General features: G+C 64.1%; 25 protein-coding genes. 7 read left to right on the top strand and 18 right to left on the bottom strand.

Annotation, left to right across the window (positions count from 1 at the left end):
- Positions 1–100: 100 nt before the first annotated feature.
- The 12 genes from phnE (LB554_RS25415) to phnG form a co-directional block, all read right to left on the bottom strand.
- Positions 101–1,468 (bottom strand): phosphonate ABC transporter, permease protein PhnE, encoded by a 1,368-nt coding sequence (phnE, locus tag LB554_RS25415; protein ID WP_224587548.1) that lies wholly within the window; start codon positions 1,466–1,468, stop codon positions 101–103.
- 3 nt (positions 1,469–1,471) lie between these two features.
- Positions 1,472–2,428: a phosphonate ABC transporter, permease protein PhnE gene (gene phnE, locus LB554_RS25410; RefSeq protein WP_224587546.1), complete on the bottom strand. Its 957-nt coding sequence runs from the start codon at positions 2,426–2,428 to the stop codon at positions 1,472–1,474.
- 59 nt (positions 2,429–2,487) lie between these two features.
- A complete protein-coding gene (gene phnD / locus LB554_RS25405) occupies positions 2,488–3,396 on the bottom strand; it encodes a phosphonate ABC transporter substrate-binding protein (RefSeq protein ID WP_015315649.1) in 909 nt (302 codons plus the stop codon).
- A 111-nt stretch (positions 3,397–3,507) separates the two neighbouring features.
- Positions 3,508–4,365 (bottom strand): phosphonate ABC transporter ATP-binding protein, encoded by an 858-nt coding sequence (gene phnC / locus LB554_RS25400; RefSeq protein ID WP_140787826.1) that lies wholly within the window; start codon positions 4,363–4,365, stop codon positions 3,508–3,510.
- A gap of 130 nt (positions 4,366–4,495) precedes the next feature.
- Complete coding sequence (locus LB554_RS25395) at positions 4,496–5,206, bottom strand: DUF1868 domain-containing protein (RefSeq protein WP_224587543.1); 711 nt, start codon at positions 5,204–5,206, stop codon at positions 4,496–4,498.
- 86 nt (positions 5,207–5,292) lie between these two features.
- Positions 5,293–5,931, bottom strand: coding sequence for a DapH/DapD/GlmU-related protein (locus tag LB554_RS25390; RefSeq protein ID WP_140618944.1), 639 nt, complete (start codon positions 5,929–5,931; stop codon positions 5,293–5,295).
- On the bottom strand, positions 5,928–6,635 hold the full coding sequence (gene phnL / locus LB554_RS25385; protein WP_224587541.1) for a phosphonate C-P lyase system protein PhnL: 708 nt from the start codon (positions 6,633–6,635) through the stop codon (positions 5,928–5,930). Before phnL ends, LB554_RS25390 begins: the two co-directional genes overlap by 4 nt.
- 320 nt (positions 6,636–6,955) lie before the next feature.
- Positions 6,956–7,732 (bottom strand): phosphonate C-P lyase system protein PhnK, encoded by a 777-nt coding sequence (gene phnK, locus LB554_RS25380; RefSeq protein WP_015315654.1) that lies wholly within the window; start codon positions 7,730–7,732, stop codon positions 6,956–6,958.
- The gene (locus LB554_RS25375; protein WP_224587539.1) at positions 7,729–8,637 is read right to left on the bottom strand and encodes an alpha-D-ribose 1-methylphosphonate 5-phosphate C-P-lyase PhnJ; all 909 of its coding nucleotides are present in this window, start codon (positions 8,635–8,637) and stop codon (positions 7,729–7,731) included. Before LB554_RS25375 ends, phnK begins: the two co-directional genes overlap by 4 nt.
- A complete protein-coding gene (locus tag LB554_RS25370) occupies positions 8,634–9,746 on the bottom strand; it encodes a carbon-phosphorus lyase complex subunit PhnI (RefSeq protein WP_224587537.1) in 1,113 nt (370 codons plus the stop codon). The genes LB554_RS25375 and LB554_RS25370 overlap by 4 nt, the downstream gene beginning before the upstream one ends.
- 1 nt (position 9,747) lies before the next feature.
- A complete protein-coding gene (phnH, locus tag LB554_RS25365; RefSeq protein ID WP_224587535.1) occupies positions 9,748–10,359 on the bottom strand; it encodes a phosphonate C-P lyase system protein PhnH in 612 nt (203 codons plus the stop codon).
- Positions 10,359–10,820, bottom strand: coding sequence for a phosphonate C-P lyase system protein PhnG (phnG, locus tag LB554_RS25360; protein ID WP_224587533.1), 462 nt, complete (start codon positions 10,818–10,820; stop codon positions 10,359–10,361). The genes phnH and phnG overlap by 1 nt, the downstream gene beginning before the upstream one ends.
- Positions 10,821–10,931: 111 nt before the next feature.
- On the opposite strand from phnG, the gene phnF reads away from it, so the two are divergent.
- Positions 10,932–11,681, top strand: a complete 750-nt coding sequence (gene phnF, locus LB554_RS25355) for a phosphonate metabolism transcriptional regulator PhnF (protein ID WP_224587526.1) — start codon at positions 10,932–10,934, stop codon at positions 11,679–11,681.
- 2 nt (positions 11,682–11,683) lie between these two features.
- On the opposite strand, the gene LB554_RS25350 is transcribed toward phnF, so the two are convergent.
- From LB554_RS25350 to LB554_RS25325, 6 genes are all read right to left on the bottom strand, one after another.
- Complete coding sequence (locus LB554_RS25350; protein ID WP_224587525.1) at positions 11,684–12,700, bottom strand: zinc-binding alcohol dehydrogenase family protein; 1,017 nt, start codon at positions 12,698–12,700, stop codon at positions 11,684–11,686.
- A gap of 64 nt (positions 12,701–12,764) precedes the next feature.
- Positions 12,765–13,730 (bottom strand): ABC transporter permease, encoded by a 966-nt coding sequence (locus LB554_RS25345; protein WP_015315661.1) that lies wholly within the window; start codon positions 13,728–13,730, stop codon positions 12,765–12,767.
- Entirely contained in the window at positions 13,727–15,280 is a 1,554-nt protein-coding gene (locus LB554_RS25340; protein WP_140618932.1) for a sugar ABC transporter ATP-binding protein, read from the bottom strand. Before LB554_RS25340 ends, LB554_RS25345 begins: the two co-directional genes overlap by 4 nt.
- 151 nt (positions 15,281–15,431) lie before the next feature.
- Positions 15,432–16,424: an ABC transporter substrate-binding protein gene (locus LB554_RS25335; protein WP_015315663.1), complete on the bottom strand. Its 993-nt coding sequence runs from the start codon at positions 16,422–16,424 to the stop codon at positions 15,432–15,434.
- A 330-nt stretch (positions 16,425–16,754) separates the two neighbouring features.
- Positions 16,755–17,753, bottom strand: coding sequence for an aldo/keto reductase (locus tag LB554_RS25330; protein WP_015315664.1), 999 nt, complete (start codon positions 17,751–17,753; stop codon positions 16,755–16,757).
- Positions 17,754–17,814: 61 nt separating this feature from the next.
- The gene (locus LB554_RS25325) at positions 17,815–19,320 is read right to left on the bottom strand and encodes a UxaA family hydrolase (RefSeq protein ID WP_015315665.1); all 1,506 of its coding nucleotides are present in this window, start codon (positions 19,318–19,320) and stop codon (positions 17,815–17,817) included.
- Positions 19,321–19,526: 206 nt separating this feature from the next.
- Here LB554_RS25325 and LB554_RS25320 point away from each other — a divergent pair, with 206 nt between their 5' ends.
- The 6 genes from LB554_RS25320 (at position 19,527) to gndA (ending at position 24,940) form a co-directional block, all read left to right on the top strand.
- Complete coding sequence (locus LB554_RS25320) at positions 19,527–20,429, top strand: GntR family transcriptional regulator (RefSeq protein WP_140618928.1); 903 nt, start codon at positions 19,527–19,529, stop codon at positions 20,427–20,429.
- 115 nt (positions 20,430–20,544) lie between these two features.
- Positions 20,545–20,901 carry a DUF2946 family protein gene (locus tag LB554_RS25315; RefSeq protein ID WP_224587523.1) on the top strand — a complete coding sequence of 119 codons (357 nt, stop codon included), beginning with the start codon at positions 20,545–20,547 and terminating at the stop codon, positions 20,899–20,901.
- Positions 20,902–20,995: 94 nt separating this feature from the next.
- Positions 20,996–21,538 carry a copper chaperone PCu(A)C gene (locus tag LB554_RS25310; RefSeq protein WP_140823912.1) on the top strand — a complete coding sequence of 181 codons (543 nt, stop codon included), beginning with the start codon at positions 20,996–20,998 and terminating at the stop codon, positions 21,536–21,538.
- Complete coding sequence (locus LB554_RS25305) at positions 21,535–21,768, top strand: DUF1775 domain-containing protein (RefSeq protein WP_411962654.1); 234 nt, start codon at positions 21,535–21,537, stop codon at positions 21,766–21,768. Before LB554_RS25310 ends, LB554_RS25305 begins: the two co-directional genes overlap by 4 nt.
- Entirely contained in the window at positions 21,765–23,399 is a 1,635-nt protein-coding gene (locus tag LB554_RS25300; RefSeq protein ID WP_224587521.1) for a copper resistance CopC/CopD family protein, read from the top strand. The genes LB554_RS25305 and LB554_RS25300 overlap by 4 nt, the downstream gene beginning before the upstream one ends.
- Before the next feature lie 116 nt (positions 23,400–23,515).
- Entirely contained in the window at positions 23,516–24,940 is a 1,425-nt protein-coding gene (gndA, locus tag LB554_RS25295) for an NADP-dependent phosphogluconate dehydrogenase (RefSeq protein WP_015315671.1), read from the top strand.
- Positions 24,941–24,951: the final 11 nt, after the last annotated feature.

The raw sequence follows: 24,951 nt of genomic DNA, 5'->3' as shown, positions 1-24,951 counted from the left end.
CCCCGTCGATCGGGGGAGAGGTGTCGAGCGAAGCTCGACGGAGTGGGGGTCGACCCCTCGGCGCCGGGCGAGACGATGCTTGCGCTTCTGCGTCACAACACTAACCCTGCCTGGCCTGGATCCTGTTGTAGTCGTGGATGGTCCGGCTCAGCCGGCGGCGCAGGAAGTTGGATATGTTGTCGAAAACGAAGACGACGAGCAGAATTAGCAGCACCATGTAGAACACGTTAGCCCAGTTGGAATTGGTGCGCATCGCTTCCCACAGTTTCAGGCCGATGCCGCCGGCGCCGACGGCGCCGATGATGGTGGCGCCGCGGGTGTTGGATTCCCACTGGTAGAGTGTCTGGCTGATGAAGACCGGGATCACTTCGGGCATCACGCCGTAGCGCTGCACCAGGATGCCGTTGGCGCCGGTCGAGAGCACGCCTTCGCGCGGCTTGTCGTCGATGTTCTCCAGGCCTTCCGAATAGACTTTGCCGAGGGTGCCGATCTCGGTGAAGAAAATCGCTGCACTTCCCGCCAGCGGGCCGGGGCCGAAGGCGCGGGTGAAGAACAGCGCCCAGATCAGCATGTCGACCGAGCGCATGAAGTCGAAGAAGCGCTTGAGCACTTGGCCGAGCATGCCACTCGGCGTGATGTTGCGCGCCGCGAAGAAGGCAAGGGGGAAGGCGACGATGCCGCCGAGCAGCGTGCCGAGGAAGGCCATAACAATGGTCTGCAGGAGCTTCGTCCAGACATCGCCGTGCTGCCACTGGGCGTTGTTCCAGACGTTGTCGCCGGCAAGAGCAAGGTTGGTGGTACCTGGTTTCAGCTCTGGTCCCGAGACGATCAGCGAGATCACTTCCCGCGCTGATTTGCCGAAGAAGGGCGAGCGCGTGTCGAAAATGAAGTTCGCCCAGCCGAGGAAGCGCTTGCGCACCTTGACGCGGTCGACAGTGACGCGCACCTCGCCGACGAAGCCCATCTTGGCCACCACCTCGTCGTCATGGGCGGTGATCCAGTCCGGTACGGCACCCGTGACCACCGGCTTGCCGCTGGTCAGCGAAACAGGCACGGTCTGGCCGTTGGCGACGATCGTCGCCTGCGTCTTGTCGAAGGTGACGGATTTTGCCGGCCCGTCGATCAGCACGGTGAAGGTGCCGTCCGGATTCCTGGCCACCCAGTCGGGATTCGGGTTGTCGCCCAGCGCGGAAAAGCGCGGGTATTTGGGCGTGATCTCCGGCTGGTCGAGACGGAATTCCGGCTGCAGATCGTAGCTGATCCATTGTGTCAGGAAGAGCGGCAGGCGCTCCCAGTGCGATTCCCGCAGCACCTGCGGCAGGCTGAAGAACCACAAGGCATAGATCAGATAGAGGAGAGTGCCGACGAACAGCAGGAGCGGACCGAAGCGCTTGTATGCCGGGCGCCGGAACACCTGCGGGTGGCGCGCCTCGATCGACAGCATCTCCTCAGCGGTCATGGTCGCCATGATTTACGCCCCCATCATGAAGGCTTGTTCGCCGACCAGCTTGCGACGAAGCCAGGCGGAAAACTGGTCGATGATGAAGATGGTGGTGAACAGGAGCAGCACCAGTGCCAGCGTCTTGGCGCCGAAGCCGCGCGAGATGGAGAGCTTCAGCTCTTCGCCGATGCCGCCGCCGCCAACGGCGCCGATGATGGTCGAGACGCGGACGTTGATCTCCACGCGCAGCAGCGTGTACGACATGAAGTTGGGCAACACCTGCGGCAGGCCGGCAAAGCGAACCCGCTCGAGCCAGTTGGCGCCGACCGCGCGCAGGCCTTCCTCGGCTCGCATGTCGATGTTCTCGTTGATCTCGTAGAACAGCTTGCCGAGTGCGCCGATGGAATGCAGGCCGATAGCGATGATGGCGGCGATCGGACCGGTCGAGACGATGGCCGCGAACAGCCCGGCGATGACGATCTCCGGAAAGGCACGCAGCAATTCCATGAAGCGCTTGACCACCAGCCTCAGTGCCGGATGAGGCGTCAGGTTGCGCGCCGCGATGAAGGAAAAGGGCACGGCGAAGACAAAGCCGATGAAGGTCGAGACCAGCGCCACGTTCACGGTGGTCAGCATCAGCTCGAAATATTCGGGGATGTAGAAACCGCCCCAGACGTAGACGCGACCGAGCGGGAAGTTGAATTCCTGGGTGCCCGTATCATGCGGCGAGGCAATGTCGAACAGCGCCCGCCAGACGTCGTTCCTGTCCTTGGGGACCAGCCAGCTCAGGAAATCCAGAATATGCGGCAGCCGGTCGAAGAAGTGCCCGGCATTGGCTTCGTCGGCGAACCACATGCTGGAAAGCATCGCAGCAAGCAGCAGGCCGACGCCGAGCACGGTATACAACCGGCGCAGCGACGTCTGGCGTCGCCAGGCATCGGCCATCTCGTGGGTGGCGCCGGAGGGGGCTGTCACGGAAAGGGTCATGATCGGAGATGCAAAAAGGGCGGTACTTGATGAGGTACCGCCCTTTTGCAATTTCGCCGTTAGCCGCCGATGGCTGCCTTACGGGCTTCCACGATGACGCTGTAGAAGTCCGGCTTCACCGGAACGTAGCCGGTGAAATCGCCGCCTTCGACGCCTTCGAAGCAAGCCTTGTCCTTCTTGGGCAGGTCGGTGAAGAAGGCGGCCAGCTTGGCGGTCATGTCGTCGCCGATCGCGGTGCGAACGACCAGCGGGCCATTCGGGATCAGGCCCGAGCGCCAGACTTCGACGAAGTCGTTGGGGTCGACGGCGCCCTTGGCGACTTCCTTGTGGAAGGTGCCGGAGGTGTAGCCGTTCTTGAAGTCGCCGATGCCCGAGGAATCGTCGACCGCGACATCTACCTTACCGTCACGCACGGCCAGAACGTTGTTTTCGTGGCCGCCATTGAACTGGGTCGACGCGAAGTAGGTCTCGTTCGAGGCGCCGGTGGTCTTCGGAATCTGGGTCAGCGGGATCAGATAGCCGGAGGTCGAATCCGGATCGGCATAGCCGAGCTTCTTGCCCTTGGCCGACTTGATGTCGGTGATCCCCGACGTCTTCAGCGCCAGCCCGATCGAATAGTAGCCGGTGGAGCCGTCGGTCTGCTTGGTGGTGAGGATCGGGGTAACCGCCTTCGGATCCTTGAGATAGACGCTGGCGTAGCCGGAAGCGCCGAGTTCGGCGAAGTCGAGCGTGCCGCCGAGCAGGCCCTGGATGACGCCGTCATAGTCAGCGGCGGGGAACAGCGAAACCTTCTCGAAGCCAAACTCTGCCTTCAGGTGATCGGCCAGGCACTGGTAGTTGCGCAGCCGGTCGGTTTCGTTTTCACCGCCGAGAATGCCGACGCGAAATTCCTTCATGTCGGCGGCATGGGCCATGCTGGTGGCCATGGCGAGCACCGAAACGGCACCGAAAACCATCTTCCTGAACATTGATATCTCTCCTGTAAGTTCCGGCCCCGCGCCGGCAGCGTTCTTGATCTTGACAAGTGCCCTTGACGCGGACGGACGATCCAGGCTGCTCGCTATTGGCCCTTACTGGGCTCAGTATCCCGGGAATGCGGGCTCGAGCGGTCCGGCGGATGCGGCGATCTTCTGCTTGAAGGCAACACTGGTGGAGGTGATGACCTCCGATATCTCGCCGCCATTGCTGTCGGCGCCGTAGACAAGACGCACGGCTTGGCGGTCAAGCTCTTCGGGCGGCCCGTCGAAGACGACCTTGCCGGCGGCCATGCCGATGATGCGGTTGCAATAGGTGCGGGCGGTATCGAGCGTATGCAGATTGGTGACAACGGTGATGCCTTCGCGCAGATTGATGTCCTGCAGAGAATCCATCACCACCTTGGCGTTGAGCGGGTCGAGCGAGGCGATCGGCTCGTCGGCGAGGATCACCCTGGGCTGCTGCATCATGGCGCGGGCGATGGCGACGCGCTGCTGCTGGCCGCCCGACAGCGTGCCGGCGGGCTGAAGTGCGGTGCGGGCGATGTCGAGCCGCTCGAGCGCGGCGACCGCCTCGGCGCACTCGGCGCGCGAAAACATCCCGAGAAGATTGGACAGGGTCGAACGGTGGTTCAGTTTGCCGAGCAGCACGTTGGTCAGCACGTCGAGGCGCGGCACCAGGTTGAACTGCTGGAAGATCATGGCGCAGTCGCGCTGCCAGCGCCGCAGCGGCGAGCCGCGCAGCCTGGAAACCTCGGCGCCGTCAAAAAAAATCGACCCCTGGCTGGGGTCGACAAGACGGTTGATCATGCGAAGAAGAGTGGATTTGCCGGCACCCGAACGACCGATGACACCGACCATCTGCCCTTGCGGGATCGAGATGCTGACGTCGCTGACGGCGGTGTTCTTGCCAAATCGTCGGCTGACGCCGCGGATTTCGAGCGTGGCAGAGTTTGCTGACATGGGCTGGTTCCAGTCCGGTCCATATTGATCGTCAGGCATTCGCCTAACGCAACCACATGAACCTGCCGTGTCGCGATGATGTCAGTTTTGTTACGCTCCACAGGCGCGGCGACTGGCGCCTTGCGGGCGATCAGCCGAGCACCAGCAATTCCTCGAAATGCTTCATGTCGCGGAATGCGCAGAAGGCGGGAGCCTTGATCTCGATCACCGGCGCCTGGCGCGCGAAAAGTGCCAGGCAATCGTCAAACAGCGCCTGCCACGCGGCGGCCCTATCATCATCAAAGCGCTGGATCTGATAGGCGAAGGTGATGTGGAAGACGTAGGTGTCGTGATCGGGATGCCGGTAGCCGAACGGCACCGCGAGCGCATCGCGCCATGCACGCATGATGCGCCCATCCTCGTCGGTCGCGCCGGCAACGGTGAGGCCGGTCGGCAGGACCTCGGCCACCTTGATGTTGAAAGGGCCGAAGCCCTGGAACCCCTTCAGGCGCTCCAGATAGAGGCGGGTCATGGCGTCGATGCTGGTGTCGAGCGGCACGTCCCGCGGCCAGAAGGGCAGGCGACGGCGATATTCGATTATGCCCTGGAAAAGGGTCATGTGCAGGCTGGAAACGGGCGTGAAGGCGAGGCGGTCGGCATCAGGCATTGCCAGCATCTTCTCGCGGACGGCCAACACCACCGCTTCCGAAGGCGAGCCGCAGACCAGATGGCTGACGACGGTGTTGCCCGGCTCGAGGAGGAAGTTGCCTGACGAGTCGTAGCGCGTGCCGAGATGCGCCGGCAACGCCGGATTGGATCCGGCAAAGAATCCGGCGAGGGAGGGTCTGACAGTGTCGAGCATGGCGATCTCCTTGGAGGAGATCGCGTCCTGTCCGAGTCCTGTGTCAAGGATATGAACAAGCCGGCGATATGACGATGATGCGAGGGCTATGCCTCTTTGCCCGATGCACGTTCTTCGTGTTTCTCCAAAAACGCTTCGGCCGTCAGCTCCCGAAAATCATCGAGCGCGGCGCGCAGCCTCGCGTGATCCCAATCCCACCAGGCAAGCGCCTGGTAGCGCTCGGCGGTGCGGCGGTCGAAGCGCTCGCGGATCGGTTTTGCCGGTACGCCGGCGACGATCGTGTAGGGCGCGACGTCCTTCGAGACGACCGCGCCGGCGCCAACGGCGGCGCCGTCGCCGACGGTGACGCCGGGCAGGACGGTCGAGCCGTGGCCGAGCCAGGTGTCGTGGCCGATGATGACGCGCTTGGCGCGGCGCTCGGCGAAGAATTCGCTCTCATGCTCGGCGTCGTCCCAATAGTCGGAGGCGCGGTAGGTGAAGTGGTGCAGCGTCGGCCGCCAGGTCGGGTGGTTGGTGGCGTTGAGGCGCACGCTGGCGGCGATGTTGGCAAATTTGCCGATCGTCGCGCACCAGACCGCGCAGTCCTGCATCATGTAGGAATAGTCGCCGATCTCGCTTTCCGAAACCCGGCTGCGGTCGGCGATCTCGGTCCAGCGGCCGAGTGTCGAGTTGTGCACCTCCGCCGTCGGGTGAACCAGCGGCGTCTCCGATAGCTTCCTGGTCATGCGGCGATTTTTCCCGGAGCGAAGGCGGTGACGTCGATGATGCGGTCGGCCACCGCCTCGCGCACATCGTGATCGTGGAAGATGCCGAGCAGGGCGACGCCCGCCGCCTTTTTGGCGGCGATGAGTTCGATCACCACGTCGCGGTTCGTCGCGTCGAGCGATGCGGTCGGCTCGTCGAGCAGCAGGATGGGGTGCTCGGTGATGAAGCCTCGCGCGATGTTGACACGCTGCTGCTCGCCGCCCGAGAAGGTTGCCGGTGGCAGCATCCAGAGTTTTTCCGGCAGGTTGAGCTGGGCCAGCAACCCGCGTGCCTTGGCTCGGGCTGCCTCGCGCTCCTCACCGCGTTCGACCAGTGGCTCAGCGACGACGTCGAGAGCCGAGACGCGCGGCACGGTGCGCAGGAACTGGCTGACATAGCCGATCGTTTGCCGGCGTACGGCAAGCACGGTGCGCGGGCTGGCATGGGCGAGGTCGATCAGTCCGTCCTCGTGCCTGACGATGATCTGGCCTTCGTCGACGGCGTAGTTGCCGTAGAGCATCTTCAGGATCGAACTCTTGCCGGCGCCGGACGGACCACCGAGCACGGTGCATTCGCCCGCCTTGATCGAGAACGAGACACCCGCGACGACAGGGAGTTTGATGCCGTCGCGCAGATGCATGGTGAAGCTTTTGGCAACGTCGGAAACAACGAGTGGGGTCGGCATCAGAAGGTTCTCCGATTGTCGTCGGTCGGCGGGAGGATACGGCTCTTTCTCCCCGCCACTATACGGGGAGAAATGTCCGGCAGGACAATGAGGGGCAGCGCCGAGGTCCGGCTGAGCAGTTGCTTTGCGCAGGGCGAAGGTGCCGGGACGACAGATGCGTCCGCAACGCACGTTCCCGCCACGTCAGCGCCGCCCCTCATCGCCCTGCCGGGCACTTCTCCCCGTATAGTGACGGGGAGAAGTGGCTGTGTCGGGCGGTTTCGCCAATCGCCAACGTTGAAAAAATTCGCTTGGCAGCGGGTGGTGGCCTGGCGCCATCATCACACCTGCAAAATCGAGGAAACCAGCAATTGCGTGTAGGGCGCGCGCGGGTCGTCGAGGACGCGGTCGGTGAGGCCGCTTTCGACGACGCGGCCATCCTTCATCACCATCATGCGCTGCGACAGAAGCCGCGCCACCGCGAGGTCGTGGGTGACGACGATCGCGGCAAGGCCGAGATCGGTGACAAGGCCGCGCAACAGGTCGAGCAGGCGGGCCTGCACCGAGACGTCGAGGCCACCTGTAGGCTCATCCATGAACACCAGCCTTGGCCCGGTGACGAGATTGCGGGCGATCTGCAGCCGCTGACGCATGCCGCCGGAAAAGGCGCGCGGTTCGTCGTCGATGCGGTCTTCCTCGATCTCGACGCGCGACAGCCAGTCGACCGCGGTGGCGCGGATCTTGCCGTAGTGGCGGTCGCCGACCGCCATCAGCCGTTCGCCGACATTGGCGCCGGCCGAGACCGTCATGCGCAGGCCGTCGGCTGGGTTCTGATGGACAAAGCCCCAGTCGGTGCGCATCAGGAAGCGGCGCTCGGCCTCGCTCATGCGGTAGAGCTCGCGGAACTGGCCGTCGCGCATGCGGTAGCTGGCGGTGCCGGAGGAAGGCAGCAGCCGCGTCGACAGGCAGTTGAGCAGCGTCGTCTTGCCGGAGCCGGACTCGCCGACGACAGCCAGAACCTCGCCCGGCCACAGGTCGAAGGAGACATTGTCGCAGCCGACCCGGGAGCCGTAGAATTTGGAGAGCGCCGAGACGCGCAGCAGCGGTTCGTCGGTCATTGCGCCGGCTCCATGTTTCCTGCGGCAAGATCGGTTTCGGGGGCAAGGTGGCCGCGATGGCCGTCGGCGCGTCGCTTCTCGCAATAATCGGTGTCGGAGCAGACGAACATGTGGCCGCCATGGTCGTCTAGGATGACCTCGTCGAGATAGACATTCTCGGCCGCGCATAGCGCGCAGGGCTGATCGAAAGTCTGCACCTCGAACGGATGATCCTCGAAGTCCAAGCTCACCACATCGGTGAAGGGCGGCACGGCGTAGATCCGCTTTTCGCGGCCGGCGCCGAACAACTGCAGGGCCGGCGAGCGGTGCATCTTGGGATTGTCGAATTTCGGCGTCGGCGACGGGTCCATGACATAACGGCCCTCGACCTTGACCGGATAGGCATAGGTGGTGGCGATGCGGCCGTGCTTGGCGATATCCTCATAGAGCTTCACATGCATGAGGCCGTATTCCTCCAGCGCATGCATTTTCCGCGTTTCGGTCTCGCGCGGCTCGAGGAAGCGCAGCGGTTCGGGGATCGGCACCTGGTAAACCAGCACCTGGCCCGCCGTGAGCGGATGTTCGGGGATGCGGTGGCGGGTCTGGATGATGGTCGCGGTGGCGGTATCGGTGGTCACCGCGACGTTAGCGACTTTCTTGAAGAAGGCGCGGATCGACACGGCATTGGTGGTGTCGTCGGCGCCCTGGTCGATGACCTTCAGCACATCGTCGGGGCCGATGATCGACGCGGTGACCTGCACGCCGCCAGTGCCCCAGCCATAGGGCATCGGCATTTCGCGCGAGGCGAACGGCACCTGGTAGCCGGGAATGGCGATCCCCTTGAGGATCGCGCGGCGGATCATCCGCTTGGTCTGCTCGTCGAGATAGGCGAAGTTGTAGGTGGCGATGTCTGGTTGCGCAGTCATTCCGCTGCCTCCTTTTTTTCTTCCGCCTTCGCTGGATTTTCGCGGGCCTCATATTCGGCGCGCATGCGGCGCACGAGGTCGAGTTCGGCCTGGAAGTCGACATAGTGCGGCAGCTTCAGATGCTCGACGAAGCCGGTCGCCTGGACATTGTCGGAATGCGAGATGACGAATTCCTCGTCCTGGGCGGCCGCGACGATGTCCTCGCCGAGCTCCGAGGCGCGCAGGGCCCGGTCGCAGAGCGCCATGGCCATCGCCTTGCGTTCGCTCTGGCCGAAGACGAGGCCGTAGCCGCGGGTGAATTGCGGCGGCGCCTTGGCCGAGCCCTTGAATTGGTTAACCATCTGGCATTCGGTGACGCGCACCGTGCCGAGCGGCACGGCGAAAGGCAGTTCGGGAACGTCGAGCTCCAGCTCGACCTCGCCGATGCGGATTTCGCCGACAAAGGGATGGTTGCGGGCATAGCCGCGCTGGGTGGAATAGCCGAGCGCCAGCAGAAAACCTTCGTCGCCGCGCGACAGTGCCTGCAGGCGGATGTCGCGCGCCATCGGGAATTCCAGCGGCTCGCGGGTGATGTCGCCGGGAACATGATCCCCAGGCATGTCGCCATCGGGCTCGATCAGGCCTTCGCGGGCAAGGATAGCCGAGACACGCGGCATCGCCTGGGCTTCCGTCTCGCGCCGCAAGGGCTCGGCGACATCGACACCGGCGGCGAGCTCGGGGTCGAGCAGGCGGTGGGTGTAGTCGAAGGTCGGGCCGAGCAACTGGCCACCGGGCAGATCCTTGTAGGTCGCCGACACACGCCGCTCGACCAGCATGGTGCTGGTGTCAATCGGTCTGGAATAGCCGAAGCGCGGCAGCGTGGTGCGGTAGGCGCGCACCAGGAAGATCGCCTCGATCATGTCGCCGCGCGCCTGAACGATGGCTAGCGCGGCCAGTTCCCTGTCATAGAGCGAGCCTTCGCTCATCACCCGGTCGACGCCGAGCGCCAGCTGTTCCACGATCTGGTCGAGGCGAAGTGCGGGCACCGAGCGGTCGCCGCGCCGGCGGTCGGCAAGCAGGCTGTGGGCGTTGGCAATGGCGGCTTCGCCACCTTTTACCGCGACATACATCTTACGCCTCCATCGTCTTGATACGCGTCGTGCGCGGCAGGCAGGCTATGCGGTCCGATGTGGCGAGGATGATGTCGACGCCGCGCGGAAAGCGCCTGATATTCTGCTTCCACTGCTCGACGAAATGGCGCGGCATCTGTGCCGGCGCGATCGTGGCGCTGGTTTCGATGCCCGGGCCTTCCAGCAGTAACGGAGTGCCTGAAACGAGGTCGCCGACCTGCAGGATCAGCGTCGTCGATCGGTCGGGATAATCCTGCGTGCCCTGCGAAAAACCGTCGAGCGCCATCATCTCGGCCGGCATGGCAACAAACGCGAAATGCGCGTCGGCCGGCGTGTTGGCCAGCGGCGCGCCTGTGTGGAAACCAAGCCAGGACCCGATCGCGGCCGAGGCATGCAGGGCCGGGTCGAGCCAGAGCGGCGTGTCGTTGTCGCATAGCGCCAGTGCCACGGCGCCCGACGTCGCCGAGAGCGGAGCCGGTGGGCGGGCCAGGGGTGGCAAGGGGTGGACACTGCCCGGCCGCGCCATGGCATCCATGACGGCCCGAAACACGGTCTGAGCGTTGAAGACCGGATCGGCGAAACCGCCCTCGATCGATTGCGCAGCGATATCCATCAATCTTCTCCGCGAACCATGGTGAAGAAATCCACCTTCGTTGCCGCCGTCTCGGCGCGGCGTTTTTCCTGGGCAGCGGCAAGCGCCGACCGCAAAGGCGCGATCAGCCTGGTCTCGACCTCGGTGCGGCGGGCAGGGTCCTGCCAGAGCGCGTCGGCTATTGCTCCCAGCTTCGCCTTCAGCTTGTCGCGGCCAAGCGCGTAACAATGGCCGACCTGCCCGGATGACAGCCGGACAGTGGCGCGCGTGACGGTCGCCTCGCCGACATTGAAGGGCGCGCCGCCGCCGCCGATGCGGCCACGAAGCGTGACAAGGCCCGTCTCGGGACCGCGCAGAAGTTCGGCTTGCGAAGGCAGGCCAGACTCGTTCCAGAGCCGGACGATGTCGTCGCCGCTCGATTGCGCCAGCGTCGCCATGGCGGCCTTGCGCTCGGCCTGATCGCGGGCTTCCTGTCCTCGCATCGCCAACTTCCTCTCTGCTAAATTTGTCTATTGATATAGACAACTATACAAATTATACATATTACCTAACGCGAGTCCATGACGGGTGCGTGACAGGCCGGGGGGCAAAACATGATCGAGCATGATGTGGCCGACAGCATCGAGCGACGCAGCGGCGTCTCACTGTGGCGCCAGATCGCCGACAGAATCCTGCAATCGATCGCCGCCGGCGATTTCGCCGAAAATGCCGCGCTGCCGCCCGAAGTCGCGCTGGCCGAGCGCTACGGCGTTAATCGTCACACCGTGCGCAGCGCCATATCGGCCCTCGTGCAGGAGGGCGTGCTGCGGGCCGAACAGGGGCGCGGCACCTTCGTCCTGTCACGCAAGCGGCTGTCCTATCCGATTGGCGCGCGGACACGCTTTTCGACTGGCCTGCAGGGGCAGACGTCGGAACGGCACATCGTGCTGCTCGCTTCGTCGGTCGAGCCCGCCAACCAGCGCGTGGCCGAAGGCCTTGGCCTTGCCCGGGGTGCCGAGGTGATCCGGTTGGAGACACGCGGCGAGGCTGACGGACGGCCAGTGTCGCGCGCCGCTGGATGGTTCGATGCCCGGCGCTTTGCCGGCATCGACAAGGCGATGGCGCAAACCGGTTCTATCACCGCCTCGCTCGCACGTTTCGGTATCGACGATTATCTCAGGCAATCGACCGTGCTGTCGGCGCGCCATGCCGACGCCGCCGATCTCGCCGATCTCGACCTGCAGCCGGGCGCCATCGTGCTGGTCACGGTGGCGGTCAACGTCACGCCCGACGGCCAGCCGATCCAGTTTTCGGAGTCGCGTTTTCCGGCCGAGCGGGTGGAGCTGAAGCTGTCGGCGCTGTAAGGCTATCCGATCTCGATGACAGCCTTGATCAGGCCCGACTTTTCATGCGCCCAGCGGGCGAGATCCCCTGGCGTATCGGCCAGCGTGGTGCGGTGGGTGACAAGCTTGGCCAACGGCACGGCACCATTGCGGATCGAGGCCGCGACATGGTCGAAGTCGGCGCGCAACGCATTGCGGCTGCCGATCAATGTCATTTCTCGCTTGTGGAACTCGGGATCGGAAAAAACAATATCGTCCTTGACGACGCTGACCAGCACCAGCGCTCCGCCATGCGCGACGTGGGCGAAGGCCGATTGCACCGATCGCGTGTTGCCGGTGGCGTCGAACACCACGTCGAAGCCTTCGTCGCCGGTCGCATCACGCACCAGATCGGACACGGGTGCTTGCGAGTCGTCGAGAATCGAAAAGCCGAGTTCACTCGCCGCGAAGACCAGTCTTTCGGTGCTCATGTCGAGAAGTGTCACGTCCAACCCGGCAATGCGGGCGAAGATGGCGGTGCCGAGCCCGATCGGGCCGGCGCCGATGACCAGCGTGCGGGCGCCAGGCTCGGCCCGGGCGCGCCGCACGGCATGCGCCCCGATGGCCAGGAATTCGACGGCGGCGGCGGCGGCGAGCGACAGGCCGTTGGTGGGATAGAGATTCTCAGCCGGCACCAGGATCTGTTCGCACATTGCGCCGTCGCGGTGCACGCCGAGCACTTCGATTCTGACACAGCAATTGGGCTTGCCGTGCCGGCAGGCGATGCATTTGCCGCAGGAAAGGTAGGGGTTGATGATCACCGGTTCGCCAAGGGCGAGGTCGACGCCTTCGCCCCGCTCGATCACTGTGCCGGAGACTTCGTGGCCCATGATGCGGGGATAGGCGAGGAAAGGGTGCTTGCCCTCGAAGATATGGTAGTCGGTGCCGCAGATGCCGACATGGCTGACCGCCACAAGAGCCCAGCCAGCAGGCGGGGCGCCGGGAGCCGGGTGGTCTTCGACAACAAGGTTGCCGGGCGAGCGGCAGACGACGGCTTTCATGCTTTGATCCAGTCTGTTCAAGAAATCGCCGGCCCGCGCCAGGCCGGCGATCGATTGGAATGCGTCATTTGCCGCGGCGGCGCAGTCCGTCGAAGTAGACGATGATGATGATCAGCGCGCCGGTGATGATGCGCTGCCAGAACGAGTTGACGTTGAGCAGGTTGGCGCCGTTGTTGATGGTGGCCAGGATGAAGGCGCCAAGCAGCGGCCCGTGCACCGAGCCGACCGCGCCGAACAGCGAGGTGCCGCCGATGACCGAAGAGGCGATCGCCTGCAGTTCCCAGCCCTCGGCCTGGGTCGGGTTGCCGATGCCGATGCGGGCGGCGAGCAGCACGCCGACGAAGGCCGCGCACAGGCCGGACAGCGTGTAAGCCATGTAGATGGTGCGCTGGACATTGACGCCGGACAGGCGCGAGGCCTCGGCGTTGGAGCCGACCGAAAAGAGGTAGCGGCCCCAACGGCTGTGATGCAGGAAGACATAGGCGGGCACACCCACCAGGATCACCATCCAGAACAAATTGGGGATGCCGATAAAGGAATTGCGCGAGAAGGCGGTAAAGCTGTCGCTGTTGATGTTGATCGAGTTGCCGTTGGTCATCAGAAGGCCGATGCCGCGCAGCGAGGTCAGCGTCGCCAGCGTGATGATGAACGGCGGCAAGCCCATCTTGACGATGCCGAAGCCATGGAAAAGGCCGATGGCGACACCGACGAGCAAGGTGATCAGGATGGCGACCGCGATCGGAACGCCGGCATTGATCAGCATGGCGACGACGACGGTGGCGAAGCCGACCACCGCGCCGACCGACAGATCGATGCCGCCGGTAATGATGACGAAGGTCTGGCCGACCGCCATGATGGCGATCATCGAGCCCTGCCGCAGAAGATTGGCGATGTTGTTGCCCGAGGCGAAGCTTGGCGTCGCCAGGGACAGGACGATCCAGAGCAGCACCAGCAGCGCCAGCAGCGTCAGCCCGAACAGGACGTTGTAGTTGCGCTTCGGTTTTTCGGCGGGGATCGCCTCGATGCTCATGTCTGTCCTCCCAGTTTTTCTTGTTTCTCGGCGAGCGCCTGCGTGAGAATGTCCTCGTGACTGGCGGTGTGGAACCCGTGCGTGGCCACCAGCTTGCCGCGCCGGAACACGTGCAGCGTGTCGGCCAGTTCGTAGACCTCCGGCAAATAGGACGAGATCAGGATGATGCCGGCGCCCTTCGACAACAGCTCGCCGAACAGGCGATAGATCTCCGCCTTGGTGCCGACATCGACGCCGACCGTCGGTTCGTCGAAGATGAACAGCTTGGCGCCGTGCGCCAGCCATTTGCCGATGACGATCTTCTGCTGGTTGCCGCCCGAAAGGCTCGACGCCAGCGCCCCGCGCGTCGGCGTCTTGATCCTCAGGCCGGCGATCTGACGGTCGGCCTCGGCCTTCTCTTTCGCATTCGAGATCAACAGATTGCTGGAGATGCGCTTGTAGATCGGCAAATTGAGGTTGAGGCCAACCGGCAAATTGAGGCAAAGGCCTTGGTCGCGGCGGCTTTCCGGCGCCAGTGCCATGCCGAGCTTGATGGCGTCGTGCTCGGAGTTGATCTGGACGTCCTTGCCTTCCCACAGGATCTGGCCGGCCGACTTCTTGTGACGTCCATAGAGCGAGGTGACGAACTCGCTGCGGCCGGCGCCGATCAGTCCGTAGAGGCCGACGATCTCACCGGCACGCACCGTCATCGAGATGTTCTCGAAGCCTTTGCCCGACAGGTTCCTTGTTTCGACGATCGGAGCGCCCGGCGTGAAATGCTCCTTGTGATAGACCTGTTCGATAGAGCGGTTGATCATCATCTTGACCAGCTCGGCATCATTGGTCTCGGCGATATTGCGTGTGCCGACCAGCGTGCCGTCGCGCAGCACGGAAACCCGGTCGGCGAGTTCGAAGACCTCCTCCATGCGATGGCTGATGTAGATGATCGTCACGCCTTCACCCTTCAGGCGCCGGATCAGCGTGAAAAGCTGGTCGGCCTCCTTGCGGGTGAGGTAGGCCGTGGGTTCGTCGAAGATCAGGAATTTGGTGCCGCGCACCGTGGCGCGGGCAGCGGCGATCAGCTGTTGCTGGCCGATGGTGAGATCACCCAGCACGACATGCGCCGGCAGGTCGAAGCCGAGATCGTCGATGATCGTCTGCGCTTCCCTGACCATGGCGCGCTGCTGCAGGATGCCGAAACGGGAATTTTCCTCGCCAAGGAACATGTTGGCGGCGACCGTCAGGTGACGGCACAGCACGACTTCCTGGTGCACGGCATTGATGCCGAGCGCCATCGCTTCATGCGGCGTCGCCAAGGCAGCCGGCTGGCCTTCCCAGAGGACCTCGCCAGAGGTGCGCGGCATGACGCCGGTCAGGAGTTTGATGAGGGTCGATTTGCCGGCGCCGTTCTCGCCGACGATGGCGTGGATTTCGCCTGACTTGAAGGCGAGATTGACCGGCTTCAGCGCATGGGTGCCGGGGTAGCGTTTTTCCAGCCCGCGCAGTTCGAGGATGGTCCTGCCGGGTTCCAGCACGGGGGCCGGATGCAGTTCCTGCGCCGTCGGCGTCATGACAATCCTCCCAGATTGGCCTCGCGGTTGGCATTCGGCGAGGCTGCGGTCGTCTTTCAGGCGAAGGCCAAACGGGCTGATCGCCAAGCCGCTTTGGCGGCGGATGCTTCCGGGGCCTCTGGCCCCGGAAGCGGTTTTGAACGCCGGCTGCTTAGAGCTTGGGATTGAGCAGCGCGTCGATCTTGGGGTCCTTCATATTGGCCTTGGTCACCAGATTGGCGCCGGTGTCCACATTGGCCTCGACCTTCTCGCCCTTCGAGGCGGCGAGCGCGGTCTTGATGCCGTCATAGCCCATCCGGTAGGGATCCTGGACGACGAGGGCGGAAATGACGCCGTCGTTGAGGAACTTGATCAGCTTCTCGTCGCTGTCGAAGCCGACCAGCGCCAGCTTGCCGCCAAGGTTGTTCTCGGCGACGGCCTGGCCGACGCCCTGTGCCATGATCAGGTTGGAGGCGAAGATGCCCTTGAGGTTCGGATTGGCGGTGATCAGGTCGGTGGCGATGTTGAGGCCGGTGGTGGCCTGGCCGTCGGCGTATTTGTCGGCGACCAGCTTCAGGCCGGGATATTTTGCCTTGAGCTGCTCGGTGAAGCCCTGCTTGCGCTGTTCGAGCGAGCCGGCGCCGGGAGCGTTGGTGATCAGGGCGACGTCGCCCTCGATCTTGCCGCCATTGGCGGCGCCGATGGCGGCGGCAAGGCCGTCCGCGGCGACGCGTCCGCCCTGCACGTTGTCGGTGGTCAGGAACGAGGTGAAGGCCTTGGAGTCGGCGCCGGAGTCGATGCCGATGACCTTGACCTTGGCGGCTGCTTCATCGATCGGCTTGCCCAGCGCCTTGAACTCGGTGGGCGCGATCACGATCGCGGCCGGGTTGCTGGCGACGGCGTTCTCGAGGATCGAGACCTGGCCATTGACGTCGGTCTCGGCCTGGGCGCCGAGTTCCGGCACGTTGATGCCGAGATCCTTGCCGGCCTTGCGGGCGCCGGCCAGAACGATCTGCCAGTAGAAGGACGTGGTGTCCTTGACGATGATCGGGATAGTCACATCCGCCGCCGAAACCGGTGCGGTATGCATGACGCCGGTGAGCATCGATGCTGCCGCCAGGGCCATGACGGCGCGGCGGTTGAGAATGCTGGTCACGAATTTCATAGGATCCTCCCTAAGTCGCCCGGTGAACGTTAACGGAAGCTCCGTCCGGATAGGCGTAGCCCAAACAGAACTTTATCAATAAAAAACAGTTGCACCGTTTTGATAGTGCATCGATCCAGCCGATGCAAGCGGTGTTTCAGCCAGTTCTTCCAGACAATGACTCCCCTAGCGGCGGCTTCTCCCTTGTCGCGGTCAGGCGCTCCCGTTTCCGTTCTGTAAAGCTATGGAATATTAATTCCATAGCTCAGTCAATATGGAATGTTCATTCTTCTTTGGATCGCGACATCGCGAAGGCGGGTCGCGCGCCCGTGCACATCGCGACGATGCGCTTCAATGCAGTTCCTGCACCACCGTGTAGGGACGATACCTGGCATAGTCCGTCTCCGGCACGTCGATATCGAGCAGTTCGAGGTTGCGCGTCAGGTTTGCCAATTTTGCGGTACCGGTCAGCACAGTGGCGACCGCGGGTTCGTGCAAAGGAAACTGGAACGCGGCGGCGGGCAGCGGGTAGCCACCTTCAGCGGCGATCTTCTCCATGGCGTCGACACGGTCGAGAACATCGCGGCTGGCGGGCTGGTAGTCGAAATGCGCCCCTTGCACCGGCCCGGTCGCCAATATGCCTGAGTTGAAAACCCCGCCAATGACAAGCGAGGTGCGTTGCGCCCGGCACAGCGGCAGCAATTCGGCTTCCGCGCTGCGGTCGAGCAAGGAATAGCGGCTGGCGAGCAGGATGCAGTCGAGCGGCGCGCGGCGCATTACGTCGAGGCAGATCTGGACTTCATTGACGCCGAGCCCGTAGGCGGAAATCGTGCCGGCCCGCTTCAGCTCCTCGAGCGCCTTGAGGCCGCCGTCCATCAACTGGCGAAAGTGCAATTTGGTTTTCTCGACACCGTGCGTGTAAACGCCGATATCGTGGACAAACAGGATGTCTATCCTGTTTAGCCCAAGGCGCGCATAGCTGAACTCGACCGAGCGCATGATGCCGTCATAGGAATAGTCGTAGTCCAGCGCGAAGGGCAGCGGATCGACATAGGAGTGGTCTGGCACCTGATCTTCGGGCACCGGGTGAAGCAGGCGGCCGACCTTGGTCGACAACACATAGGAATCACGTGGCTTGTAGCGCAGGAAATCGCCGAAGCGCCGTTCCGACAGGCCGAAACCGTAGAAGGGCGCGGTGTCGAAATAGCGCAGGCCCGCCTCCCAGGCACCCTGCAGCGTTTCCATTGCCGCTTCGCGCGAACACGCCCGGTAGAGGCCGCCGATCGCGGCGCCTCCGAAACTGACTTCGGTGACCTCCAACGCGGTCTGGCCGATGCGGCGTTTTTCCATGCGCAACCTCCCTATCCCGGCCACTTGTCCGGCCGGGCAGTCTATCAGACATCAATCGAAATCAGAGCGTCGCGCCGAGATGCCAGGGCACGAATTCGTTGTCCCCGTAGCCAAAATCCTCGCTCTTGGTCTTGCGGCCCGAAGCCGTCTCGACGATCAGTTCGAAGATCTCCCGGCCCATGCCGGCAATGGTCTTTTCGCCGGAGGCAATGACGCCGCAATTGACGTCCATGTCCTCTTCCATCTGGTGATACATGGTCGAGTTGGTGGCGACCTTGATCGAGGGGGTCGGCCGGCAGCCGAAGCAGGAGCCGCGGCCGGTGGTGAAGACGATGACATTGGCGCCGCCCGCGACCTGACCGGTGGCAGAGACCGGGTCGTAGCCGGGCGTATCCATGAACACCAGCCCATTGCCGGTGACCTTCTCGGCGTAGCCGAAGACGCCGTTAAGCGGCGTCTGGCCGCCCTTGGCGACCGCGCCCAGCGACTTTTCCAGGATGGTGGTTAGGCCGCCGCGCTTGTTGCCGGGCGACGGATTGTTGTCGATCGAGGCGCCATGCTTGGCGACGTGATCCTCCCACCATTTCACGTAGCCATCGAGCTTCTTGGCGACCTCGGGGCTTGCGGCGCGATAGGCGAGCAGGTGCTCGGCGCCATAGATTTCCGTCGTCTCGGAGAGGATGCCGATGCCGCCGACGCCAGCGAGGATGTCGACGGCCGCACCCAGCGCCGGATTGGCGGTGATACCCGACATGCCATCGGAGCCGCCGCATTGCAGGCCGACGACGATCTCGCTGACGGGGATCGGCTCGCGCTTCAACTGGCCGACTTCCTCGGCGATCTCGGCCAGCACGCCCATCGCCTTTTCGACCGATTTGCGCGACCCGCCGGCATCCTGGATGTTGAAGTGGCGCTTGCCGGCGGCGGCACCCTTCTGGCCGTAAAGCGTGAGCTGGTTGACCTCGCAGCCGAGCCCGACCATCAGCACGCCGCCGAAATTCGGGTGGCGGGCATAGCCGGCAAGCGTGCGGTGCAGCACCATCATGCCGTCGCCGGTGCCGCTCATGCCGCAGCCCTGGCCGTGGACGATGGGCACGAAGCCATCGATCCCGGGATATTTCGGCAAAAGGGTCCGGTTGGCGGTGTCGGCGATCGAATGGCAGACGGTGGCCGAGCAATTGACGCTGGCGATGATGCCGATGAAGTTGCGCGTGCCGGCGCGGCCGTCGGCGCGGCGATAGCCCATGAATGTCCGGGCGCGGTCCGCTTCAGTCGCATGCTCGGCCTCGCTTGGCGGCACCACGGGGAGGCGGCCGGCCTCGAAGACCAGATTGTGCGAATGGACATGCTCGCCGGGCGCGATGTCCTGCGTGGCGCGACCGATCGCCTGAGCGTATTTGACCACGGCTTCACCCGCGGCAATCGGCTTGATCGCCACCTTGTGGCCGGGCTCGATGACGGTGGCAGCGAGCGCGCCACCCGGCAGCGCGGTGCCGATCTCGATGCGCCCATTGGCAACGGCGACATTGTCGGCGGGGGACAGAAGAATGGTATTCGAGACGTTCACGGGCGGTTTCCTGGGTGATCCTGGGATGCGCGGATTGACACGCGCCTGTTAAGAGTTAATGTCTTTTATCGTGAAAAAACAGTTTTGCGTCAATTGTTTTTTCACGGCGGTTCCGCCCTGGGTAAGTGGTGGCGCTGCAGACGATGGAACGTCATATTGCGCTTCAAGCCGGCCGCCGCAAGCGCTGGCGTGCAACGGGTCAGGGGATGTCGAAGAGCAACAACGTCTACAAGGACGCCTATAACCGTTGTCTGAGGCTGCTCGATGAGACGCGCAGCCTGCCCTCGGAACCGGAACTTGGCGCCTTGCTGGGAGTCAGCCGCACGACCGTGCGCAGCATCCTGGCGCGCATGGAAGAAACCGGGTTGATCGCCTGGAACAAGCGCGCCAAGACGGTGCTGCGCGATCCACGTGCGGATGATTTCTTTCCCGAGGAAGAGACCGACACGCTGGCCGAGATCATCGAACGGTCGTTCATGCGCAGGCTGCTGGCCGGCGGCGCCGAGGCCGGCATGCAGATCAACGAGCTCGAACTGGCGCGCGAGATCGGCGTCGGCACCACCAGCGTACGCGAGTTCCTGATCCGCTTCTCCCGCTTCGGCCTGATCGAAAAACGCCGCAACAGCCATTGGGTGCTGAAAGGCTTCACGCGGGCCTTCGCGCTGGAACTGACCGAGATCCGCGAAATGTTCGAATTGCGCTCGGCCGCCGCCTTCACGGCGCTGCCGCAGGACAGTCCGGTATGGGGCGATCTCGATCGGCTGGAAGGGGAACACCGCGTTCTGGCACGCGAGATCGCGACGCGTTTCAATGAGTTCTCGGAGCTGGACGAGCGCTTGCACCGGCTCATTCATCGCGCCTCACGCAACCGCTTCATCGTCGATTTCTACGACGTCATCGCCATGATCTTCCACTACCACTACCAGTGGAACAAGGCACAGGAACGCGAGCGCAACGAAGTCGCGATCGGCGAGCATCTTGCCTATATCGAGGCGCTCAAGTCGCGCGATCTCGGCAAGGTCGATGCCGCCTGCCGCAAGCACCTGAAGTCGGCCCGCCAGACATTGCTGACCTCCATCCCGGAAAGCCGGCCATCCCAAAAGAACTGATCCTGCCGTGTTGCCGCAGCATGGAATTGACGATTTTCGACCTCTGGCTGCCGTGGTAGGGATAGTCATCGATTTGAAGAGGCAAATGGTGAACCGCCGGGAGAGACGCTGGAGCATGCCGGTCGCGCTTGTCGCGGCCTGTCTGCTGTTGCTCCAGTCGACACTTGGTGCGTTCGCCTTCAGCATCGGGCCTGATACCGCGCAGCTCGATGCCTTCGGCAACGTCATCTGTACCCACGATGGCGCCACACAGCTTCCCGGCGGCGACCAGCACCCGTCCCATCCGCCGGCCTGCTGCACACTCGGCTGCAGCATGTTTTCGCCGGCCTATGCGCCGCCGGCCGATGCCGGGCTTGCACTTGCGTCCCTTTCCTTCGAGACCGTCGCCTTCGTCTTCCCGGCGACCACGCATCTCGACTTCGCCCGCGAACGCTCCCCATCGAACCCGCGCGCGCCGCCACTGGCGGCTTGAGCCTGCTTGCTTGCGGAACCTTTCGCGAGCGTACTCATCCAAGATCAAGCATTCGCGACCGGCGACGGCGCGATCATCACGTCGTGGAGCAACCATGTCCCATTCTTTCCGTATATCGGCGGGCACTGTGTTCGGCCGCACCCTGTCCCGCTTCAAAGCCGATTTCGGCATTGCCGCGTTGGCCCTCGCGCTTGTCTTCCTGGGCGCCCAGGCCGTCCTGGCGCATGAATTCAAGGTCGGCGATCTCGAAATCGAACATCCCTGGTCGCGCGCCACGCCGGCCGGCGCCAAGGTGGCCGGCGGCTATTTCACCATCGTCAACAAGGGCAGTACACCAGACCGGCTGCTGTCGATTTCCTCCGACGTCTCGGAAAAGGCCGAGCTGCATCAAATGGGCGTCAAGGACGGCGTCATGACCATGCGGCCGGTGGATGGTGGCCTGGAAGTCCCGGCAGGCGGCAAGGTGGCGCTGGCGCCGGGAGGCTACCACCTGATGTTCATCGGCCTGAAGCGGCAACCCAAGCAGGGTGAAAAATTCGCCGCCACACTGACCTTCGAGAAGGCCGGCACGGTCAATATCGAGTTCGCCGTCGAAGGCATGGGCGAAATGGGCGGCATGGACGACCACGCCAATTGATCGCGCCGATCACCAATTTTGAAATCAGAGGGACCATCATGAACAAATATCTTTTGGCGGCCGGCGCGTTTCTCGTGCTGGGGACAAATGCCGCCTTCGCGCACATCACGCTCGAGACCCAGGAGGCGGCAGTCGGCTCGACCTACAAGGCTGTACTGCGCGTGCCGCACGGTTGCGACGGCAAGGCCACGACGGCGGTGCGCGCGCCGCATCCCCATGGCATGGCATGATCGCAATACCTTCCTGGATAGCCGATACGAACAGCAAGCTCGTCGGCTGGATTGCCGGCGGGCTGCTCGCCGCGGCCATGGCGTTCATCGTCATGGCCTCGACAAGCCCGGCCCTTGCCCATGCGGCGCTGATCAAGACCGATCCGGCCGACGGTGCGGTGCTGGCGCAGGCCCCGGCGCGGTTCTCGCTGACCTTCAGCGAGCCGGTCTCGCCGTTGGTGCTGACGTTGGTGATGCCCGACGGCACCCCGGTTCCGCTGACCCACTTCCGTCTCAGCGACCAGACGGTCGAGATCGACAATCCGCGGGCGCTCAAATCCGGTACGCATGTGCTGAGCTGGCGTGTCATTTCCGCCGACGGCCATCCGGTCGGCGGCTCGCTGCTGTTTTCCGTCGGCGCGCCAAGCGAGCCGCCGACCGTCTCCGAGGCGATTGACTGGCCGCTGCGGTCGGCGATCTGGATCGGCAAGGTTTTTCTCTACATAGGCCTTTTCCTCGGCATTGGCGGCGCGTTCGCCTTTGCCTGGCTGGCCGGGGATGGCCGTGCCGGCCAGCGCTTTGTCGCGGCCGCGATCTTGTGCGGGCTGGTGGCGGCACCCTTGTCGCTGGGCTTTCAGGGGCTCGATGCGCTGGGGGCGCCGCTCTCCCATCTGGCGCAGCCGGTGATCTGGCGCACCGGGCTCGGCACCAGCTTCGGCTGGACGGTGCTGATCGCCCTGGTCGCCTTGGGACTTGGCCTGCTGTCGCTGGCCGGACCGCGCGCGGCCGCCAGGCCGCTTGCCCTTGCCGGGCTGGCTGGCGTCGGCGTCGCACTCGCCGCCAGCGGCCATGCCAGTGCCGCCGAACCGCAATGGCTGACACGGCCGCTGGTCTTCGTGCATGGCGTCGGCATCGCTTTCTGGGCCGGCGCTTTGGTGCCGCTCGGCCTCGCGCTGAAGCGTCAAGCGGCGGGCGCCGTCGAATTCCTGCACCACTTCTCATGGGCTATCCTGCCTGTGGTGGCCTTACTTGCCGCGGCGGGCATCGTGCTGGCCGTGATCCAGGTGCAGATACCCTCGGCGCTGGTCGACACAGCCTATGGCCGGCTGCTGCTGGTCAAGCTCGCGCTGCTGGTCTTCCTGTTCACCCTTGCCGCCGTCAATCGCTGGAAGCTCACCGCTTCGGCCGAGGCGGGAGGGACCGAGGTGCAACGCAGGCTCACCCGCTCGGTCGGCGTCGAAGTGCTGATCGTGCTGGCGATCTTCGGGGTCGCCGCGAGCTGGCGCTTCACCCCGCCGCCACGAGCATTGGCGATCGCGGCGGCGCAGCCGGTTTCGGTCCACATCCACGCGCTGCAGGCGATGGCCGATCTCAGCATCACGCCAGGCCATGCGGGGCCGGTGGTCGCCTCGATGATCATCATGACCGGCGATTTCGGACCGCTCGACGCCAAGGAGGTGACGCTGGTGCTGTCGAAGCCCGATTCCGGCATCGAACCGCTGAAGCGCGCGGCGACCAGGCCCGGCGACGGCAGCTGGCGTGTCGACAACCTCATCATCCCGGTACCCGGCCGCTGGATGGTGCGCATAGACATCCTGGTCTCGGACTTCGAGATGGTGAAGATCGAGGCGCCGGTCGACATCAGACCGTAACGCCCCAGCCACACAATTGGGCGAGGCGGTTGACGCGGGCCTGAAGGGCCGTCAATCATTCAAGCAACAATGAGCGCAAGCTCGAAAACACCAGATCCGAAAGCAGGGAAGAAACGATGGAAAAAGCCGAAATCGGCCTGATCGGCCTTGGCACTATGGGCTCCAACCTGGCGCTGAACATCGCCGAGCACGGGCACCGCATCGCCGTCTTCAACCGCACAAGGGCACGCACCGACGCTTTCGTCGAGAATTCCGGTGCGCTCAGGGACATGGTCGTCCCCTGCTACAGCCTGGAGGAACTCGCCGCCGCGATCCGGCCGCCGCGTCCGATCATCATCATGGTGCTGGCCGGCAAGCCGGTCGACGAGCAGATCGAAGCGCTGCGTGGCGTGCTGTCCGACAACGATATCGTCATCGATGCCGGCAATGCCAATTTCCGCGATACGATGCGGCGCTTCTCCGAGCTCTCTGGCTCGGGTTTGACCTTCATCGGCATGGGTGTCTCCGGCGGTGAGGAGGGCGCGCGCCACGGACCCTCGATCATGGTCGGCGGCACGGAAGACTCCTGGAAGCGCGTCGAGAAGGTGCTGACCGCGATCTCCGCCAAGTTCAAGGAGGAACCTTGCGCCGCATGGCTCGGCACCGACGGCGCCGGGCATTTCGTCAAGACCATCCATAACGGCATCGAATATGCCGACATGCAGATGATCGCCGAAATCTACGGCATCCTGCGTGACGGCCTGGGCATGGGGCCGAAGGAGATCGCCACGGTATTTTCCAACTGGAACAAGGGCCGGCTCAATTCCTACCTGATCGAGATCACCGCCAAGGTGCTCGCCGCCGACGATCCGAAGACCGGCAAGCCGGTGGTCGACATCATCCTCGACCGCGCCGGCCAGAAGGGCACCGGCAAATGGTCCGTCATCGAGGCGCAGCAGCTCGGCATTCCGGCAACCGCGATCGAAGCGGCGGTGGCGGCGCGCGTGCTGTCGTCGATCAAGGACGAGCGGCAGGCGGCGGAAAAGGCCTATGGCAATATCGGCGTGACCAGGATTTCCGGCGACAAGGACGGGCTGCTGAAAGACCTCGAACTGGCGCTGTTCGCCGGCAAGATCGCCGCCTACGCGCAGGGCTTCGCGGTGATGAGCGGCGCTTCGAAGGAGTTCAACTGGAACCTGCCGATGCCGACCATCGCCAAGATCTGGCGCGCCGGCTGCATCATCCGCTCGCAGATGCTCGACACGATGGCCGAGGCTTTCAGTGGTGGCGCTTCCACCAACCTGTTGATGGCGCCTGCCTTCATCAGCCTGATGCAGGAGGCGCATCCGTCGCTGCGGCGCGTCGTGGCGAGGGCTTCCGAAGCCGGCGCGCCGGTGCCTGCACTGTCTTCGGCGCTTGCCTATTTCGACAGCTACCGCCAGGGCCGCGGCACCTCGAACCTGATCCAGGCGCAGCGCGACTTCTTCGGGGCGCATGGTTTCGAGCGCATCGGCGAGCAGGGCGCGTTCCACGGACCGTGGGGCAGCGGCGCGGCTGGCTAGATCACGCTATG

Source organism: Mesorhizobium sp. CO1-1-11 (assembly GCF_020164995.1).
Lineage (GTDB): Bacteria > Pseudomonadota > Alphaproteobacteria > Rhizobiales > Rhizobiaceae > Mesorhizobium > Mesorhizobium australicum.
Note: the sequence above shows the minus strand (reverse complement) of the source record. Positions and strands in the feature narration are given on the sequence as shown.